The 17,409-nt window shown below is 62.6% G+C and carries 20 protein-coding genes and 1 riboswitch; of the genes, 15 read left to right on the forward strand and 5 right to left on the reverse strand.

Going from position 1 to position 17,409, the window contains the following annotated elements; translation table 11 throughout:
• The first annotated feature begins 5 nt into the window (after nt 1-5).
• The 5 genes from VOI18_RS09320 (at nt 6) to VOI18_RS09340 (ending at nt 3,733) form a co-directional block, all read left to right on the forward strand.
• On the forward strand, nt 6-860 hold the full coding sequence (locus tag VOI18_RS09320; protein WP_323762131.1) for a cytochrome c oxidase subunit 3: 855 nt from the start codon (nt 6-8) through the stop codon (nt 858-860).
• A gap of 74 nt (nt 861-934) precedes the next feature.
• Nucleotides 935-1,228, forward strand: a complete 294-nt coding sequence (locus tag VOI18_RS09325; protein WP_323762132.1) for a DUF983 domain-containing protein — start codon at nt 935-937, stop codon at nt 1,226-1,228.
• A gap of 50 nt (nt 1,229-1,278) precedes the next feature.
• Nucleotides 1,279-1,992: an SURF1 family protein gene (locus VOI18_RS09330; RefSeq protein WP_323762133.1), complete on the forward strand. Its 714-nt coding sequence runs from the start codon at nt 1,279-1,281 to the stop codon at nt 1,990-1,992.
• 26 nt (nt 1,993-2,018) lie between these two features.
• The gene (locus tag VOI18_RS09335) at nt 2,019-2,597 is read left to right on the forward strand and encodes a GNAT family protein (RefSeq protein WP_323762134.1); all 579 of its coding nucleotides are present in this window, start codon (nt 2,019-2,021) and stop codon (nt 2,595-2,597) included.
• Complete coding sequence (locus tag VOI18_RS09340; RefSeq protein ID WP_323762135.1) at nt 2,594-3,733, forward strand: EAL domain-containing protein; 1,140 nt, start codon at nt 2,594-2,596, stop codon at nt 3,731-3,733. The genes VOI18_RS09335 and VOI18_RS09340 overlap by 4 nt, the downstream gene beginning before the upstream one ends.
• 27 nt (nt 3,734-3,760) lie before the next feature.
• On the opposite strand, the gene VOI18_RS09345 is transcribed toward VOI18_RS09340, so the two are convergent.
• Together VOI18_RS09345 and VOI18_RS09350 are read right to left on the reverse strand one after the other, a co-directional pair.
• On the reverse strand, nt 3,761-4,183 hold the full coding sequence (locus tag VOI18_RS09345) for a PaaI family thioesterase (protein WP_323762136.1): 423 nt from the start codon (nt 4,181-4,183) through the stop codon (nt 3,761-3,763).
• 24 nt (nt 4,184-4,207) lie between these two features.
• Nucleotides 4,208-4,795 (reverse strand): YqgE/AlgH family protein, encoded by a 588-nt coding sequence (locus VOI18_RS09350; protein WP_323762137.1) that lies wholly within the window; start codon nt 4,793-4,795, stop codon nt 4,208-4,210.
• Between the two features lie 98 nt (nt 4,796-4,893).
• Between VOI18_RS09350 and VOI18_RS09355 the strand changes: the two genes are divergently transcribed.
• The 5 genes from VOI18_RS09355 to VOI18_RS09375 all read left to right on the forward strand — a co-directional run bounded on the left by VOI18_RS09355 (nt 4,894) and on the right by VOI18_RS09375 (nt 10,675).
• A complete protein-coding gene (locus tag VOI18_RS09355; RefSeq protein WP_011644159.1) occupies nt 4,894-5,376 on the forward strand; it encodes a peroxiredoxin in 483 nt (160 codons plus the stop codon).
• A gap of 48 nt (nt 5,377-5,424) precedes the next feature.
• Nucleotides 5,425-6,363, forward strand: coding sequence for an SPFH domain-containing protein (locus VOI18_RS09360; RefSeq protein ID WP_323762138.1), 939 nt, complete (start codon nt 5,425-5,427; stop codon nt 6,361-6,363).
• 27 nt (nt 6,364-6,390) lie between these two features.
• The gene (locus VOI18_RS09365) at nt 6,391-6,855 is read left to right on the forward strand and encodes an NfeD family protein (RefSeq protein ID WP_323762139.1); all 465 of its coding nucleotides are present in this window, start codon (nt 6,391-6,393) and stop codon (nt 6,853-6,855) included.
• Nucleotides 6,856-6,991: 136 nt separating this feature from the next.
• Nucleotides 6,992-7,339, forward strand: a complete 348-nt coding sequence (locus VOI18_RS09370; protein WP_323762140.1) for an energy transducer TonB — start codon at nt 6,992-6,994, stop codon at nt 7,337-7,339.
• A gap of 123 nt (nt 7,340-7,462) precedes the next feature.
• On the forward strand, nt 7,463-10,675 hold the full coding sequence (locus VOI18_RS09375; protein ID WP_323762141.1) for a PAS domain S-box protein: 3,213 nt from the start codon (nt 7,463-7,465) through the stop codon (nt 10,673-10,675).
• Here VOI18_RS09375 and rnhA read toward each other — a convergent pair.
• From rnhA to ispH, 3 genes are read right to left on the reverse strand one after another with little or no spacing between them, the layout of a single operon-like run.
• Entirely contained in the window at nt 10,672-11,115 is a 444-nt protein-coding gene (gene rnhA / locus VOI18_RS09380; protein ID WP_323762142.1) for a ribonuclease HI, read from the reverse strand. The two genes, VOI18_RS09375 and rnhA, sit on opposite strands and share 4 nt — an antisense overlap.
• Nucleotides 11,112-11,531, reverse strand: coding sequence for a DUF1801 domain-containing protein (locus tag VOI18_RS09385; RefSeq protein ID WP_323762143.1), 420 nt, complete (start codon nt 11,529-11,531; stop codon nt 11,112-11,114). Before VOI18_RS09385 ends, rnhA begins: the two co-directional genes overlap by 4 nt.
• Before the next feature lie 11 nt (nt 11,532-11,542).
• Nucleotides 11,543-12,493: a 4-hydroxy-3-methylbut-2-enyl diphosphate reductase gene (gene ispH / locus VOI18_RS09390; protein WP_323762144.1), complete on the reverse strand. Its 951-nt coding sequence runs from the start codon at nt 12,491-12,493 to the stop codon at nt 11,543-11,545.
• Between the two features lie 119 nt (nt 12,494-12,612).
• Here ispH and VOI18_RS09395 point away from each other — a divergent pair, with 119 nt between their 5' ends.
• The 5 genes from VOI18_RS09395 to gcvH all read left to right on the forward strand — a co-directional run bounded on the left by VOI18_RS09395 (nt 12,613) and on the right by gcvH (nt 17,401).
• Nucleotides 12,613-13,191 (forward strand): hypothetical protein, encoded by a 579-nt coding sequence (locus VOI18_RS09395; protein WP_323762145.1) that lies wholly within the window; start codon nt 12,613-12,615, stop codon nt 13,189-13,191.
• 4 nt (nt 13,192-13,195) lie between these two features.
• Nucleotides 13,196-14,962, forward strand: coding sequence for an arginine--tRNA ligase (argS, locus tag VOI18_RS09400; RefSeq protein WP_323762146.1), 1,767 nt, complete (start codon nt 13,196-13,198; stop codon nt 14,960-14,962).
• Between the two features lie 185 nt (nt 14,963-15,147).
• A complete protein-coding gene (locus VOI18_RS09405) occupies nt 15,148-15,534 on the forward strand; it encodes a hypothetical protein (protein WP_323762147.1) in 387 nt (128 codons plus the stop codon).
• A gap of 96 nt (nt 15,535-15,630) precedes the next feature.
• Nucleotides 15,631-15,720, forward strand: a riboswitch (glycine riboswitch).
• A gap of 181 nt (nt 15,721-15,901) precedes the next feature.
• The gene (gene gcvT, locus VOI18_RS09410) at nt 15,902-16,999 is read left to right on the forward strand and encodes a glycine cleavage system aminomethyltransferase GcvT (protein WP_323762148.1); all 1,098 of its coding nucleotides are present in this window, start codon (nt 15,902-15,904) and stop codon (nt 16,997-16,999) included.
• A 36-nt stretch (nt 17,000-17,035) separates the two neighbouring features.
• Nucleotides 17,036-17,401 carry a glycine cleavage system protein GcvH gene (gene gcvH, locus VOI18_RS09415; protein ID WP_323762149.1) on the forward strand — a complete coding sequence of 122 codons (366 nt, stop codon included), beginning with the start codon at nt 17,036-17,038 and terminating at the stop codon, nt 17,399-17,401.
• Nucleotides 17,402-17,409 lie beyond the last annotated feature (8 nt).

A 17,409-nucleotide genomic window follows, 5' to 3' on the forward strand; every position in this document is an offset into this window, starting at 1 on the left:
TCGCGATGGCTGGGCATGCTGCCAAACACGACTACCACCTGGTTGACCCGAGCCCGTGGCCGTTTGTGGGCTCTGTGGGCGCCTTTCTTCTGGCTGTCGGCGCTGTCGGCAACATGGCCGGACTGGTCCATGCCGAGCACCCGCTCGCCTTCATGCTGGCCGAGGGATCCTGGGGCGGACTGATCGTCGGCTTCGGCGTGGTCATCTGGACGATGATCGGCTGGTGGGGCGACATGATCAAGGAATCCAAGCGCGGTGACCATACCGCCGTCGTCGATATCGGCATGCGCTACGGGATGATCCTGTTCATCGCTTCGGAAGTCATGTTCTTCGTGGCTTGGTTCTGGATCTTCTTCGAGTATGCGATCTTCCCGGAAGTCCGTCTCGACCCGGCCCTCGCGACCTTCCCGCCGGCGGGTGTGGAAACCTTCGACCCGTGGCACATCCCGCTGATGAACACGCTGGTTCTGCTGCTGTCGGGTACCACGGTGACCTGGGCCCACCATGCGCTCCAGCATGATGACCGAAAGGGTGCGATTACCGGCCTTATTTTCACGGTCCTGCTGGGCATGTTCTTCACGGCCCTGCAGGTCTATGAATACTCCGAAGCCCATTTTGCCTTCTCGATGGCGGATGGCGGCAATCTCTATGGATCTGCCTTCTTCATGGCGACCGGCTTCCACGGCGCACATGTGGTCATCGGGACCATCTTCCTCGCCGTCTGCCTGTTCCGCCTTCTGGCAGGCCAAATGAGCGCGAAGAAGCATTTCGGTCTCGAGGCTGCAGCTTGGTACTGGCACTTCGTTGATGTGGTCTGGCTGTTCCTGTTTGCCTTCGTCTACGTGGTTTATCAGGGCTGATAACTGACATGGACAAGCCCTCCCCGTTTTCCACTGGCGTCCAAGGGCGCTGCCCGGAATGCGGGGAGGGGGCCATGTTTGACGGCCTCCTGAAGATCGCCCCACGCTGTGATGTCTGCGGTGCCGGTTTCGAGAGCGCCGATGTTGGCGACGGGGCCTCCGTCTTCGTGCTTTTCATCGTCGGTTTCCTGGCGATGGTTCTCTTTCTCCTGTTTGAAGCGGCCTTCCACCCGCCCTGGTGGGTGCACGCGCTTTTGCAGCTGCCTTTCGTGCCGATCGCCTGCATTGTCACATTGCGACCGATCAAGGGCCTGCTTTTTGCGCTGCAATTCCAGAACGACGCCCAGGAGGCGCGGCTGGACGATTGAGGGGCGCCGCTTCTGGCAGGCCTTCGTTTTCGGCAAGGATCAAGACCGTCATGCTCCGCTTCCGGCCGCTACCCGTCCTCACTGTTTTTGCCCTGGCCAGCTTGGTCCTGCTGGTGATGCTGGGCGGCTGGCAGATGCAGCGCATGGCGTGGAAGAGCGATCTGATCGCCGCCTATGAGGCGCGCGGCGCGGCCGTCAGCTTTCGGGAGGCGATCTGTTCACCGCAGGCAGGCGCGGTTTCACCGCCGGTAACCGGTCCGGTGCCGCTGACCGGTGAGACGCTGCGGCTCTATGCCTTGCGTGAAACCGCCGGCTGGATGCGCCTGGCGCTGATGCGCGCACCGGTCTGCGAAGCAGGCGCCGCGCCGCGCTACCTGCTGGTCGAAGTGGCCTTCGAAGACTGGGTCAGCGGCGAGCAGACGACGGTCCAGACCTGGCGTGTCGAGACACCGCCGACTGCAGGCCTGTTCACCCCCGGCAACGATCCGGACACCAATGCGTGGTATAGCCATGATGCAGAGACGATGGCGGTGGCTCTCGGGATCGACCCGGGCTCGCTGCTGGATGTCTGGGCGCGCTCTGACAATGGCATGCCCCTGTCGCTGAGCCAGACGCCGCCGGCCAAGCATCTCGGCTATGCGCTGACCTGGTATGGCCTCGCGCTCGCCCTGGTCGGGGTCTATCTCGCCCTGCATGTCAGCCGGGGGCGACTGCGACGATCAAAGCCATCGCAAGATGGCGACAAGGACAAGAAGGCGGAATAACATCCGCCCCGTGACGGAGATGGAATTTGGCAGTCTGGCGCGAAACTTCATGGGACGAAACACTGACCGGTCAGGGCATTCGCCTGCGGGCTCCGACCCTGTCGGACTATGAAGGCTGGGCCAAACTGCGCAGTGCCAGCCGCACCCACACCGAACCCTGGGAACCGGCCTGGACAAGCGATGAGCTGTCCAAGGGCGCTTTTCGCCGCCGGATCGAGCGCTACCAGGCCGACCGGGACGCCGGGTTGGGCTATCCGTTCTTCGTGGTCCGTGCCCGTGACGATGTCCTGCTGGGGGCCTGCAATCTCAACAATGTCCGACGCGGCGTGCTGCAATCGGCCGATATCGGCTACTGGATCGGCTCGCCCTATGTCCGCAAGGGACATACGGGTCGGGCAGTCCGGCGGGTGCTGGCCTTCGCCTTCGACGAACTCCGCCTGCATCGGGTCGAGGCGGCCTGTCAGCCCGCCAACAAGGCGTCACGCCAGCTTCTTGAATCGGTCGGCTTCATCCATGAGGGGCGTGCGCGCTCCTTCCTCAACATCGCCGGCGAGTGGCGTGACCATGATCGCTTCGCCATCCTTTCGAGTGATTTGCGCACATGACCGAAACCGGATTTGAAGCCGGAGTGAGGGCGGCCGGTGCTGTCGCCTTCGCCTGTGACCCGACGGCAGACCAGGTCCGGCTGACCGGTGACACCGCCGCGTTCGGGCTCGAGGCTGAGGCCATGGCCTGGCAGGATTTCCTCGATCGGCTGGGACCGGCAGACCAGTCGCGCCTCGTCGCTGCCATGGACCGAGAGCTGGTGGATCTTCGCATCCGCCTGATCGGCGCTGATGACCGACTGGTCTATGTCCGGCTTCTGGGCCGTCGCGACGCGGACGGGCGGGTTGAAGGCCTGATGACTCCGGCGGGTATTGCCCGTGAACGGTCGAGCCGGATCGGCGAGGAGCATACCCTGGCCAATGCGGTGGAGAACGGTGAGTTGCTGGCCTGGTACCAGCCGATCATCTCACTGGACAGTGGCCGCCTGGCCGGTTTCGAGGCGCTGGCGCGCTGGGATCGTCCGGGCGTGGGCGTACTGGCGCCGGATGACTTCCTGGCCATGGCCAGCGAGCTGGACCTGCTGAACCGAATATCGACGACGGTGCGCGGACATGCGGTGGCGGACCTGTCATCCTGGCGCAAGGTTCATCCGGGGGCTTCCGGTCTCTTCATTTCGGCCAATGCGACCGTCAGCGAGCTGGTCGACCCGAATTTCGTCACCGCGCTCCTGGCGAGTGTTGCGGAGGCGAGGCTTCCGGCCGGCGCGTTCAAGCTGGAAATCGCAGAAACCGAGATCATGGACGACCCGGACCTGGCCGAGAGCGCCATGCAGCGCCTGGCGGGAGGCGGCATCTCGCTGGCGCTTGACGATTTCGGCACCGGCTATTCCTCCTTGGCGCGGCTCGACATGCTGCCATTCGATGTGGTCAAGATTGATCGCTATTTCGTTCGGGCCATGGCCGGAGACGAAGCCGCCGGTACCGTGGTGCAGTCGGTGATCCAGCTGGCCACGCATTTCGGCATGAAGGTCGTCGCCGAAGGAGTCGAAAATGCCGCGGCTGCAGACCGCCTTGCAGCGATTGGCTGTCAGTATGCGCAGGGATATCGCTATGCCGGAGCACTGTCGCCCGATGCGGCCGAACAGGCCCTGATCGACGGTCTGCCCGGGCACTTCAAACCACCTCTGCCGGCCTGATCCTGCCGGCCTGCACCGGTTGGCGATTCAGCTGCGGAGACGTTTCAGTGTGCCGGAGAAATTGAGACAGGCTGCGCCGTCCCCGGTGATCAGGCCGCGCACGAATATCAGCGAACCGCCCGCCCGCAACACCTCGCCCCGGGCCTCAATCAGTGCACCTTCCTTCGCGCCCGAAATGAATTCCGAGGTAAACGCGACCGTGACGCCGTAGCCGGACGGGGCCAATGCTTCGTGGGCGATCCCGAACAGGGCAAAATCGGCGAAACTCATCAAACAGCCACCATGCACGGCGCCCATGCCGTTGAGATGCCGGCGCTCGGCCCGGAAGGCCATTTCCGGTCCGTCAGCGCCGATGCGCATGTAAAAGGGTCCGACCGTTTGTTCGAACGGGTCATCGGGCCATATGCGCCAGCCGGCGAATTCGCCGGATTCAACGATTTTGGGAGCCATGGGCAGTTTCCGGAGTGGCGTCGGTCAGGCGTGACCGGACAGGGCGGAGAGGTGTTGCGGGCTGATCCCGAGAAGTTCAAGCGCCCGCGGCCATTTGTCTGTGGCATCAGTGTCAAACACAAGGTGTTCATCCATGTCACAGACCAGCCAGGCGTTGGCCACCAGCTCATCTTCCAGCTGTCCGGCACCCCAACCCGAATACCCCAGTGCCAGCAGGCTGCGTTGTGGCGGCGAAGCCGAGATCATCGCTTCCAGAATATCCTTTGTCGCGGTCAGACCGATCCGGTCGGTAACCGGCAGCGTCGTCTCGTCCCGGGCGTAGTCGCGGGTGTGCAGCACGAAGCCGCGATCCTTGTCGACCGGGCCGCCGGCCAGAACCGCCCGGTCCGGTACGGGCAAGCTGCCTTCGACTTCCAATTGCTCGAAAAGTTCGGGCAGTTGCAGTCCGTCGGCCGGCTTGTTGATGATGATCCCCATGGCGCCTTCCGGTGTGTGGTCACAGATCAGGATAACGGATCTGTCGAACCGCGGATCGCCGATGGCGGGCGTTGCAATCAAAAGCTTGCCGCCGAGGGAGGTCTCGTCCACATGTGTCGAACTTGCTGGAGCCATGACGGACATGTTCTCCCCAAAAGGGGGACGCGTCCAGCCGGGTTCCCGCTATCTTGCCGTGCGGATAGCCGCCACCATTGATCAACAGGAGAAATGCCATGACCATCTCGGTCGGAGATCGCCTTCCCGCCGCCAGCTTCATGACCATGACAGCTGATGGCCCGAACAAGCTGAGCACGGACGATGTGTTCGCGGGCAAGACTGTTGCCCTGTTTGCAGTGCCGGGCGCCTTTACACCGACCTGCTCGGCCAAGCACCTGCCGGGCTTTGTCGAGAAGGCCGCCGAGATTCGTGGCAAGGGCGTCGACACAATTGCCTGCCTTTCGGTCAATGACGTTTTTGTCATGGACGCCTGGGGCAAGTCCCAGAATGCCGGCGATGATGTCGTCATGCTGGCAGACGGCAATGGTGAATTTGCCAAGGCGGTCGGCCTTGAAATGGATGGAACGGGCTTCGGCATGGGCGTGCGCGCCCAGCGTTTCTCGATCCTGGTCAAGGACGGCGTTGTGGCCGAGCTGAATGTTGAAGCACCAGGTGAGTTCAAGGTGTCGTCAGCCGACCACATCCTGGGCCAGCTCTAGCGCCAACCCGTTCCGGGCTGGTTTGAATCAATCAAGAAGGGGGTTCGCATGGACTTTATCACGATCGGAATTGGTGTTCTTTTCGTCCTGGCGCTGTTCATCATCGCATCGGTGATCAAGACAGTGCCGCAGGGCAAGGAGTTCACCGTCGAGCGCTTTGGACGTTTCACGCGGACCCTCAAGCCCGGACTACACTTCCTGGTGCCGTTCATCGATACGGTCGGGTACAAGATGAACATGCGAGAGCGTGTTCTCGACGTGCCCAACCAGGATGTCATCACCAAGGACAATGCGACCGTTTCGGTCGACGCCGTTGTGTTCATCCAGGTGCTGGACGCGCCGCGGGCGGCCTATGAGGTCGACAATCTCGACTTCGCCATCATCAACCTGTCGCTGACCAATGTGCGGACGGTGATCGGGTCCATGGACCTGGACGAGACCCTGTCCAAGCGTGACGAGATCAATGCCCGCCTGTTGGGTGTGATCGACGCCGCGACCAATCCCTGGGGGGCCAAGGTCACCCGGATGGAGATCCGCGACCTGTCACCGCCGGTCGACATCACCGAGGCCATGGCTCGGCAGATGAAAGCCGAGCGCCTGAAGCGGGCCGAGATTCTCGAGGCCGAGGGGGCCAAACAGTCTGCCATCCTGCGCGCCGAGGGCGAGAAGGAAGCGGCGATCCGCGAGGCTGAAGGCCGCAAGGAAAGTGCCTTCCTGGATGCCGAGGCCCGTGAACGCGAAGCCGAGGCCGAAGCCCGCGCCACCCAGATGGTGTCGGATGCCATCTCCAAGGGCGATGTGTCGGCGATCAATTACTTCCTCGGCCAGAAATACATCGAGGCGTTCGGCAAGCTGGCGACCAGCGAGCAGCAGCGCACGGTGATCATCCCGGCTGAATTCTCCAACATCCTGTCGACGATCACGGGTGTGGGTGAGCTGGGCAAGGCGGCGCACGACGCCGTTTCGGAAGCCACGCGCAAGTCATAGCGGCTGCGCGGTCGTGAAGGAGGTCTCATGATGGAAATGCTGCTGTCGGTCTTTGACCGCATGAATCTCTGGGCCTGGTGGGCCGTCTCCGGCGTGATCCTGATCGCCGAATTGCTCACCGGCACGACCTATCTCCTGTGGCCTGCGGCGGCCGCCTTCCTGACCGGCTTTGTCGCCCTGGAAGTGCTCGGGGTTGGCTGGCCGGTCCAACTGGCTGTCTTCGCCATGCTGTCCTTTGTGCTGCTGTGGGCCGGTGACCGTTGGGTGCGCCCGTCGATGATGGCGGGAGGCTCCAGCGGGTTGAATGACCGTTCGGCTCGGATGGTCGGGCAGCGGGTGACTGTGGTGGCGGACTTTGCGTCCGGTCGCGGACGGGTCAGCTATGGTGACAGCGAATGGGCTGCCGAGACGCTGGACGGGACCAATCCCGTGGCCGGATCAATCCTGAAAGTCAACGCGATCAACGGCGTCGTTCTCACTGTTGTTTCGTAAGCGAAGAATTTGGGCGTCCCTGCGTATATCATATGACAGGGTTCGCTCAAATTTTAGCGATTGCCGAAAGCCGGCGGCAACCCGGTGCGCCTAAACCCGCGCTCACAGTCGTAACCAACAACGCCGAGTGAGCGCCATGAAAAACAATATCCTCTCCGCCCTTGCATGTTTCTCCGCGATCATCGCACCGGTCGCCTTCAGCGCTCCGGCTGCTGCCAACAACGGGCCCGAGCGGGAGACCGTTGAGCTGGTCGCTCCGGAGTATCCGCGTGGCGCCCAGCGTCGTGGCATCGAAGGCACTGTTCGCATTGCCTACTCGATCGACGCCAGCGGTCATGTCGTCAATGCTGAGGTGGTGGAGGCGTCGCCGGCCGGTGTATTCGACCGGGCCGCACTCGCCGCCATCGAGAACTGGCGCTACGCACCGGCTGCGGACCAGACAGACGGTCATTCCCGCGAGCTCGAGTTCCGACTTGGCGACTGATCCACAGCTGACGCCGGATTGACTGAAGAGCCGCCCCTCTCGGGCGGCTCTTTACGTTTTCTTGCCCATTTCGGCTGATCTTCGCATCCCTGACCGTCTCAGAAGTTTCCAGCAGGCCCCATCATGTCGGACAGTCGCGAGGAAAATCGCCTTGAAGCGCTGCACGCCCTGCGATTGCTCGATACCGAAGCCGAGACCGGCTATGACGACATCACGGATCTTGTAACCGCGGTTACCGGCGCCCGGATGGCAGCCGTCTCCCTGGTGGATCGCGACAGGCAATGGTTCAAGTCCGCCGTCAACCTGCCGGCGACCGAGACGCCGCGATCCTGGGCCTTCTGTCACCACGCCATCCTACAGGACGATGTCTACGAGGTCCCGGATGCCCTCGCAGATCCGTTGTTCGCCGACAATCCCCTCGTTACCGGGGCACCGCATATCCGGGGCTATGCCGGGGTGCCGTTGCAACTTCCGTCCGGGGAGAAGCTGGGCACGCTGTGTGCAATCCATGATGCCCGGTTGGAACTGGATGACAGGGCCCGCAACCGACTCGTGTCGCTGGCCCGAATGGTCGAGGACCTGATCCGCGAGCGCGCTGTCTCACGAGAACATGAACGGCTGGCGCTGGTTGCCCGCCACACCCATGCCTCGGTCGCGATCATGGACCGGGAGGGCCGTATCGAATGGGTGAACCCGGCCCTTGAGCAGTTGACCGGCTATGCGGCTGAGGAGTTGCTGGGCCGTCGGCCCGGCGATGTACTGCATTGCGAACTCTCGGACCCGATCATCGTCAAGAAGAAGGCAGAGGCCGTCCGCGCGGGCATCGAGTATCAGGGCGAACTCGTGCTTCGGAGCAAGGACGGCGGGACCTTCACGGTGTTGATCGAGTTGACACCAATTTTCGATGCTGACGGTACGTGTTCGGGCTTTATTTCGGTTCAGACTGACATCACCGAACGCAATCGGACCGAGGAACGACTCAGCCAGGCGCTGCTCGAGACCCGGTCCTTGATGGACGTGATCCGGGAGCACACGATCTTCAGTGTCACCGACCCGGATGGCGTCATTCTGGACGTCAACGAGGCCTTTTGCCGACAAAGCGGTTACCGCACTGACGAAATCATCGGACGGACCCACCAAGCCCTGCAAAGCTCCGGCATGCACCCGGACACGTTCTGGCAAGACTTGTGGGCGACCATCCGGGCCGGCAGACCTTGGCGCGGAGAAATTTGCAACCGAAGCAAGTCTGGCGAGATGTTCTGGGTCGACTCGATCGTCGCCCCCCAGATGAACGCGGCCGGGGAGATAGAGCGCTTCATCTTCATCCGGTTTGACGTGACCAAGCGCAAGCTGACCGAAGCCGGCCTGATCGAGAGCCAGAACCGCTTGGAGTCGCTGCTGGAGCGCCTGTCCGCTGTCACCGAGCTGGGCGGGATCGGAAGCTGGGAAATCGATCTCGATACCATGACACCGATCTGGGATGACATTACCCGCCAGATCCATGACGTGGACGCGGACTATCTGCCTGACATGGAAACCGCGATCGAATTCTACGCACCGGAAGTCCGCGACCTGATTTCAGCAAAGGTCGCCCATTGCGTCGAAACGGGCGAGCCTTGGGATATTGAATTGCCGTTCATTACGGCAAAGGACCGGCGAATCTGGGTCCGGGCCGTTGGTCGCCGGGTGCTGCGCGACGGAAGACCGGTACGCCTGGTCGGTTCGTTCCAGGATGTTACCGAGCGCCGGGAGCGTGAGGAGGAGCTGCGCCTTGTCTCGACACGGCTGGAGGTGGCTCTCGAAAGTTCGGGCATCGGTGTCTGGGACGTTTGCCCCTCGACAGGGGTCTATCACTGGGATGAGGGCAGTCGCCGCCTGTTTGACATTCCTGACGATGCACCCGATCCGTCGCCGTCCGACTGGATTGCGGGCATTCATCCGGATGACCGGAAAACAATTGCCAAGGCCATTGACCGCGCCTACGCGACCAAAGGGCACCTCAAGCAGGAATATCGATATCTGCGCTCGGATGGCAGCTATCGGCATGTGCGGTCATTTGGTGTCTATCGGGAAAGGCTTGATGCGCCGCCGATCATGACCGGCGTCCACATGGATGTGACCGCTGACATCGAACAGGCCGCCGCTCTTGACCAGGCGCGTGAGCGGGCCGAAAGCGCCAGCCATGCCAAGTCGGAATTTCTGGCGAATATGAGCCATGAAATCAGGACACCGCTCAATGGCGTCCTTGGCATGACCCAGATTCTGCAATTGACAGAGCTGACCGACAAGCAGGCCCGGCACGTCGAGACAATCCGCAATTCCGGACAGGCGCTGGCGGACCTGATTGACGACATTCTCGACATTTCCAAAATTGAATCCGGCATGATCGAGCTCGAGCGTCGACCGTTCGAGATGCAGGCGCTGGTCGCAATGGTCGGCGACATCATGGAGATGCGGGCCAAGGAAAAGCAGCTCGACCTCGACGTCACGCTTTCACCGGACGTGGCCCGGTTTGTGATTGGTGATGAGAAGCGGATCCGACAGGTGCTGATCAACATTATCGGCAATGCGGTCAAGTTCACCGCCAGCGGACGGGTCCGTGTCGACATCCTGGCCGGAGACGGACACAGCGTCGGTTTTCGGGTCAGCGATACCGGACCCGGTATCGACGCGGCCCATCAAGCGACCATCTTCGACCGTTTCGCCCAAGCGGACAGCTCCATTACCCGGCAGTATGGCGGGACGGGCCTTGGACTGGCCATCAGCCACGAGCTGGTGACCTTGATGGGCGGTGATATCGGCGTGGACAGTGTCATGGGCGAGGGTTCGACTTTCTGGTTCAACCTGCCCCTGCCGGCAGATGACAGCCGCAGTGCCACCGAGGCGCCGACATTGTCATCGCAGTCGGTCACCGGTGAGGATGCCGGAAAACGGATTCTGGTGGTTGATGACGTCCCGGCCAACCTGATGGTGGTCACGGCCCTGTTGCAGCACAATCACTACGACGTCATCACGGCCGTGAATGGCCGTGAAGCGCTCGACCTGCTCGGCACACATGTCTTCGATGCCGTGCTGATGGATATCCAGATGCCGGTCATGTCCGGTGACGAGGCGATCCGCCGCATTCGCGCATCAGATGCCGCATATTCCCGGATCCCGATTTTTGCTCTGACGGCTGATGCGACCCGTTCGACCCGCGAACTGTGCACCCGCATAGGTGCGACCGGCTATTTCACCAAGCCGCTCAATCTGCCCGATGTGCTGGAAGCCCTGCGTCGCGAGACTGCGCCCGGCCCCGCGATGGCGAAATGCCGCGATCAATCGCGACAGGCCTAGCGATCACGTGCCTCGGCCAGGCCTTCCCGGGCGAGTTCGTCAGCCCTTTCATTGCCCGGGTCGCCGGCATGGCCCTTCACCCAGCGCCAGTCGATCGTGTGTGACCGGGTCAGCTCATCGAGCTGTTGCCAAAGATCGACATTCTTGACCGGCTTTTTGTCGGCGGTTTTCCACCCACGCTTTTTCCAGCCATGGATCCATTTGGTGATCCCGTCGCGCAGATAGACGCTGTCGGTGATCAGGATGACCGAACGATCGGCCTTTTTGAGCGCTTTCAGCGCCTGGATGGCGGCCATCATTTCCATCCGGTTATTGGTGGTATCGGCCTCGCCGCCCTTGAGTTCCTTGCGGTGACCATTCCATTCAAGAATGGCGCCCCAGCCTCCCGGCCCGGGATTGCCGGAGCAGGCGCCGTCAGTGTGTATGGTGATGGTGCTCAAAGTGGGTACTTCTTCGCCATGTCGTCGACGCCGGCCTGGATGATCTCTTCCAGAACAGTCATGTCGATATCGGCCAATTTATTGATGTACAAACAGGACTTCCCGATCTTGTGTTTTCCGAGCCGGGCGAGTTTGTCCGAGTAATTGCTGTACCCGGGAATGATGTAGAGCACGAGATTGGCCTTGCGGGCCGAAAATCCGGTGCGCATGAAATCGCCTTCGCGGCCGCTTTCATACTTGTAGTGATACTCGCCGAACCCGATGATTGAGGGGCCCCACATGCGTGGCTCCCAGCCGGTTATCCGTCCCATGATTTCCAACAGGGTTTCGGCATCGGCACGGCGAGTCGGGTGTTCTAAACTGGCGATGAAGTCCGCGGGTGACGTTGCGGTCGGCTGGGTCTTGTTCTCGGCCATGTTGTCTGTCCTCAGGCTACGGCGCGGGGGAGTTTGAACACCACATCCTCATCGGTCACGCGAATATCTTCCAGCCGGACATCGAATCGCGCCCGGAACGCCTCGATCAGGCCTTCCACCAGATCCTCCGGTGCCGAGGCGCCCGCCGTGATGCCGACCGTGCGGATCGATCCGAGCGTGCTCCAGTCGACATCGGTTGCGCAGGAGACCAGGGCCGCCGCTCGAGCCCCGGCGCGCTGGGCGACCTCCACCAGCCGGACCGAATTGGACGAGTTCGGCGAGCCGATCACGAACACGATGTCGCTGCGTGGCGCCATCGCCTTCACAGCGGCCTGGCGGTTGGTGGTCGCGTAGCAGATGTCTTCCTTGTGCGGTGCCTTCATGTCCGGAAACCGTTCCTGCAAGGCGCTGACGATCGCCGAGGTGTCGTCGACCGAGAGGGTGGTCTGGGTGACGAAAGCCAACCGGGCGGGATCCTTCGGTTTGAACCGTTCGACGTCGGCCATGGTCTCGACCAAGGTGATGGCGCCGTCCGGCAACTGCCCCATCGTACCAACCACCTCAGGGTGACCGGCATGGCCGATCAGGATGATTTCATCGCCGTTCGCAAAATGCCGCTCCGCCTCGACATGGACTTTCGAAACCAGCGGGCAGGTCGCGTCGACATAGACCATATCGCGGCGCTCGGCCTCGGCCGGAACAGCCTTGGCGACGCCGTGGGCGGAAAACACCACCGGACGATCTGTCGGACATTCGTCGAGTTCCTCGACGAAAACGGCACCGAGCGCTTCAAGGCGCTCCACGACATGCCGGTTGTGAACGATCTCGTGACGCACGTAGACCGGGGCCCCGAAGCGATCGATCGCACGCTCCACGATCTGGATGGCCCGGTCGACACCGGCGCAGAAGCCGCGCGGTGCCGCGCGCAGGATGGTCAGCGGGGGGCGGGGTGTCGCTATCACGCTCATCTCTCCTTCAGCGATGGCGTTGCGGAAGCGGCATCGCCATCGTATGACCGTCCTAACAAAGAGCCCGGTCCCAAGCCAGCGGCCGGGACTGTTTCCAGGACAGGTAGTACACAATGTCGTTCAAATCCGTGCGTTCTTTAGCCGCCATGGCCGCCATGGCGGGCCTGCTGACCTCCTGCCAGAGCGTACAGGAAGCCTTGTCCAACCCGGAGCCAAACGCCGGCCCGTGCCCGTCGGCCCTGTCCTTGTATGACGCGCACCGGATTGTTGAACTGCGCAATGACGAAGTGATCTACGAAAACGTCGGCTTCACCGGTGAGATCCTGGCGGTCCGTTCGCTGTGCAGCTATTACGGCGAGCGCCCGATCCTCGCAAATCTGGAAATCGATTTCGGCTTTGGCCGTGGACCGGCGGCGCAGGGCGATGCCCGGACTTATGAGTTTTTCGTCGCCGTGACCCGTCGCGACATGGCCGTGATGGCGACGGAAGTCTTTCCGGTCCAGGTCCGGTTTCCGGCTGGTCGTGATCGGGTCTATCGCACTGAAACGATCGACGCGATTTCCATCCCGCGTGCCAATGAAGGCACGTCGGGCGTCAATTTCGAAATCCTTGTCGGCTTTGAGCTGACCGAGGAGCAGATCGCCTTCAACCGCTCCGGCCAGCGTTTCCGCGTGGCAGCCGGCCAGGACTAGACACATGCCTTCGATTGCCGATCAGCTCAGCGCTGCGCTGGGCGACGCGTTTGCCTCCCTCGAGCTGCCGCGCGAGCTGGGCCGTGTCACGCCGTCCAAACAGAAGCCGGAAATCTTTCCCTTCCAGTGCAACGGCGCCATGCCGGCGGCCAAGCAGGCGAAGACCAATCCGCGTGAACTGGCGGCGAAGCTGATCGACGCCCTGCACGGAATCCCGCAAATCGGGGCGGCGGAAATCGCCGGCCCGGGCTTCATCAATTTGCGTCCGGCCGAGTATCTCTATGGCGAGCGCGCGGCCGAGATCGCCGGCGATGAGCGCGCCGGTGCTCCGCTGACCCGCTCGCCCCAGACCGTGATGATCGACTTTGGTGGCCCCAACGTCGCCAAGCCCATGCATGTCGGCCATCTGCGATCGTCGGTCCTGGGCGACAGTCTGCAGCGCCTGTTTCGCTTTCGCGGTGACACGGTCGTGTCCGACATTCACCTCGGCGATTGGGGCCTGCAGATGGGTCATCTCATAACCGAGCTGCAAGACGAACAGCCGGGCCTGATCTATTTCGACGCCGACATCACTGACGGCTATCCGTCCGAGCCGCCGGTCACGATCGAAGATCTCGCGCGACTTTATCCGCAAGCCTCTGTCAAGGCCAAGGCCGACCCCGAGCGGCTGGAAATCTCGCGCACTGCAACCGCCGAGCTGCAGGCCGGGCGCCCGGGATACCGGGCCCTGCTGCGCCATTTCATCGATGTATCGGTTGCCGCGCTGAAACGCGACTTTGGCGCGCTGGGTGTGCATTTCGACCTGTGGAAGGGCGAAAGCGATGTCGATCCCCTGATCCCGGGCCTGGTCGAGGACTTCAAGGCGCGCAATGTCGCCGAGGAGAGCGAGGGTGCGCTTATCGTTCGGGTCGCCCGTGACGGCGACAAGAAAGAGCTGGCACCGTTGATCCTGGTCTCGAAGACCGGCGCGGCGCTCTATGGCACCACCGATCTGGCCACCATTCTCGACCGCAAGCAGTCGGTCGGACCTGACCTGACGCTCTATGTCGTTGACCTGGCCCAAGGCGATCATTTCGAGCAGGTCTTCCGCGCTGCCGAGAAAGCCGGCCTTGTCGCCGAGGGCGCGTTGGAGCATGTGAAATTCGGCACGGTCAACGGCACCGACGGCAAGCGCCTGCGCACCCGGGACGGCGGCACCTTCCGCCTGGCCGACCTGATCTCCAGTGCCATCGAGCGCGCCGATGAACGCCTCAAGGAAGCGGGTCTCGCTGCCGATGTCGGCGCCGAAGAACATGCCCGTGTGGCGCGCATGGTCGGGCTCGCCGCGATCAAGTTTGCTGACCTGCAAAACTACCGGACCACCAACTACGTCTTCGATCTGGACCGTTTCACCAGCTTTGAAGGCAAGACCGGTCCTTACCTCCTTTATGCCGCCGTGCGGGTGAAGTCGTTGATGCGCCGGGCTGCCGAGGCCGGTGTGAAGCCGGGCAAGATCCTCGTCAGTGCGCCCGAAGAACGCGATCTCGTGCTCTGCCTCGATGCTTTCAGCGCCGCCCTAGACAACGCCGCCGACAACCGCGCGCCCAACGCGCTGTGCGACCACGCCTTCACCCTGGCCCAGGCCTTCTCGAAATTCTATTCGGCCTGCCCGGTCCTCGTCGCCGAAGACGACGCGGTGAAGGCCTCACGTCTGGCATTGGCACAAGCGACGCTGAAACAGCTCGATCTTTGCCTGAGCCTGCTGGGACTGGAAGCGCCGGAGCGGATGTAATCTGCACTTTTCCCTTCGCCCGGCCCTTGGCCACCGCTCCCATGGAAGAGGCTCGGCGTACGGTCTGGCTTGAATAAAGCGAACGCTTGCCCGCGGGGCCTGTCGCACATTCAGCCCCGCGAACGGGGGAAGGCAGGGTTAGGTTCATCGGTTAGACTATTTTTCATCCCGATTGGAGAATCGTCATGCTTGTTGCCTTGATCGCCAGTCTTGCCGGCTTTGCCGCGACTGAGTTTGCCGATGATCCCGATCAGTATTCGGTGTGGATGCAGCAGTCCTGCCGGATCCAGCAGGTGGGGCGTTCCGGCGGCGTGCCCGAGGATCACACGGCCTTCTGCACATGCCTCGATCGGGAGATCCGGGCGGGTGCGAGTGGCCCCGTCTATCGGGTATTCGCGTTGGGCTCGCAGGGCGCCATCCAGGACCAGGCGATGGTGGACGACTGGGCTGCCGCCCGCGATACGGCTGCTACAGAGGCGGCGATGCTGTCGCCGGACGACCAGGCCCAAATCCAGCCTGTCCTCCAGTCCGCATTGGCCGCTTGCCTGCCGCAATCCTACCAGGGCGAGTAGCGCGCTTTTACCGCCGCGCGAGATTGACTCTCGAGCCGGGTTTCCTAAAGTCCGCCCCAATTGTCAGGCCTGCGTGAAACCGGGTGTGGCGGGACCAAACTCCCCGCGGGAGAGACCGGCGAATATGCCGGCGCCGAAGGCGCAACCGCCCCGGAAACGCTCAGGCCAAGGGACCGCGGGAGAGACGAACGCTGGAAAGCGGGTGAGGGATCAAAGCCTTCACCCCACCGACGGAGCAAGTGCGACCGGTCCCGATCGGGGGGCAATAGCGGCGCGCACGGAATCTCTCAGGTTCTCGGGACAGCGGGGGCGATCAGCTTGCAGGCCTTGCCGGGCTTGCAGGATCGCACCGTTGCAAGGACCCGAGATGACCGAAACGCTTCACAAGACACCGCTCCACGCCCTCCATGTCGAGCTTGGCGGCAAGATGGTGCCGTTTGCCGGCTATGACATGCCGGTCCAATACCCGCTCGGTATCATGGGCGAGCACAAGCATTGCCGTGAACAGGCCGGCCTGTTCGACGTCTCCCATATGGGACAGGCGCGCTATGTCGGTGACGAGGCGGCGCTGGAAGCGCTTTTGACCTGCGACCTCTCCGAGATCGGGGCTGGCGAACAAAAATACACCCTGCTGCCCAATGAGCGCGGCGGTATTCGCGACGATTTGATGGTCTCGCGCCCGGATGGGAATGGTATCTATCTCGTCGTCAATGCGGCCACCAAGGACGCTGATTTCGCGCATATCGAGGCCGCGACCGCCGGCAAGGGCACGTTGACCCGCATTCCCGAGCGCGCGCTTGTGGCGCTGCAGGGACCGGCGGCGAAAGACGTCATGGCGCGGCTCTGCCCTCAGGCCAGCAAGATGGTCTTCATGCAGTGCGGCGTGTTCACGCTCGACGGTGTCGAAGTGATGATGTCACGCTCGGGCTATACCGGCGAGGACGGGTTCGAGATTTCCATTCCCGAGGCCGATGCCGACCGCATTGCGCGCCTGCTGCTGGCCCAGGACGAAGTCGCGGCCATCGGCCTTGGCGCCCGCGACAGCTTGCGCCTGGAGGCCGGTCTCTGCCTCTATGGCCACGACATGGACGAAAACCGCACGGCAGTCGAAGCCTCGCTGATCTGGGCCCTGGGCAAGACGCGCCGTGAACGCGGGGACTTCCCCGGCGCCGACGTGATCGCCAGGCAGATTGAAGACAAGACCTGCCAGAAGCGGGTCGGCCTGACGCTGTCCGGCGCTTCGGCGCGTGAAGGGGCCGAGATCGCTGACAAGTCCGGCAATATCATCGGCATCGTCACCTCCGGCGGCTTCGGCCCGACGGTGAACGGTCCGGTCGCCATGGGCTATGTGAACCGCGATTTCATGGCACCGGGCACCGAGGTCGACATTCTTGTGCGCGGCAAGCCGCGCGCCGCCACCATCACCAAACTGCCGTTCGTACCGGCGAATTTCTATCGGGGCTGAGGCCCGGTTTTCCTATCAGGGGCAGGAGATAAACCCATGACCACACGTTACACCGAAGACCATGAATGGATCACCGTTGACGGCGATATCGCCACCGTCGGCATCACCGCTTTCGCCGCCGGTCAACTCGGCGATGTCGTCTTTGTCGAACTGCCGGAAGTCGGCAAGACCCTGGCCAAGGGCGACGAGTTCGCCGTCGTCGAGTCGGTGAAGGCCGCCTCGGAAGTCTATGCCCCGGTCGATGGCGAGATCACCGCCGTCAATGACGCCCTCGAGGGCGAGCCGGCCAAGGTCAATGAAGACGCCACCGGTGAGGGCTGGTTTGTCAAGATCAAGCTGTCCGACGCCGCCCAGCTCGACGGCCTGATGGACGAAGCCGCTTACAACGCTCATACCGCATAAAAGGGCAG

Source organism: Maricaulis sp., from assembly GCF_034670125.1.
GTDB lineage: Bacteria > Pseudomonadota > Alphaproteobacteria > Caulobacterales > Maricaulaceae > Maricaulis.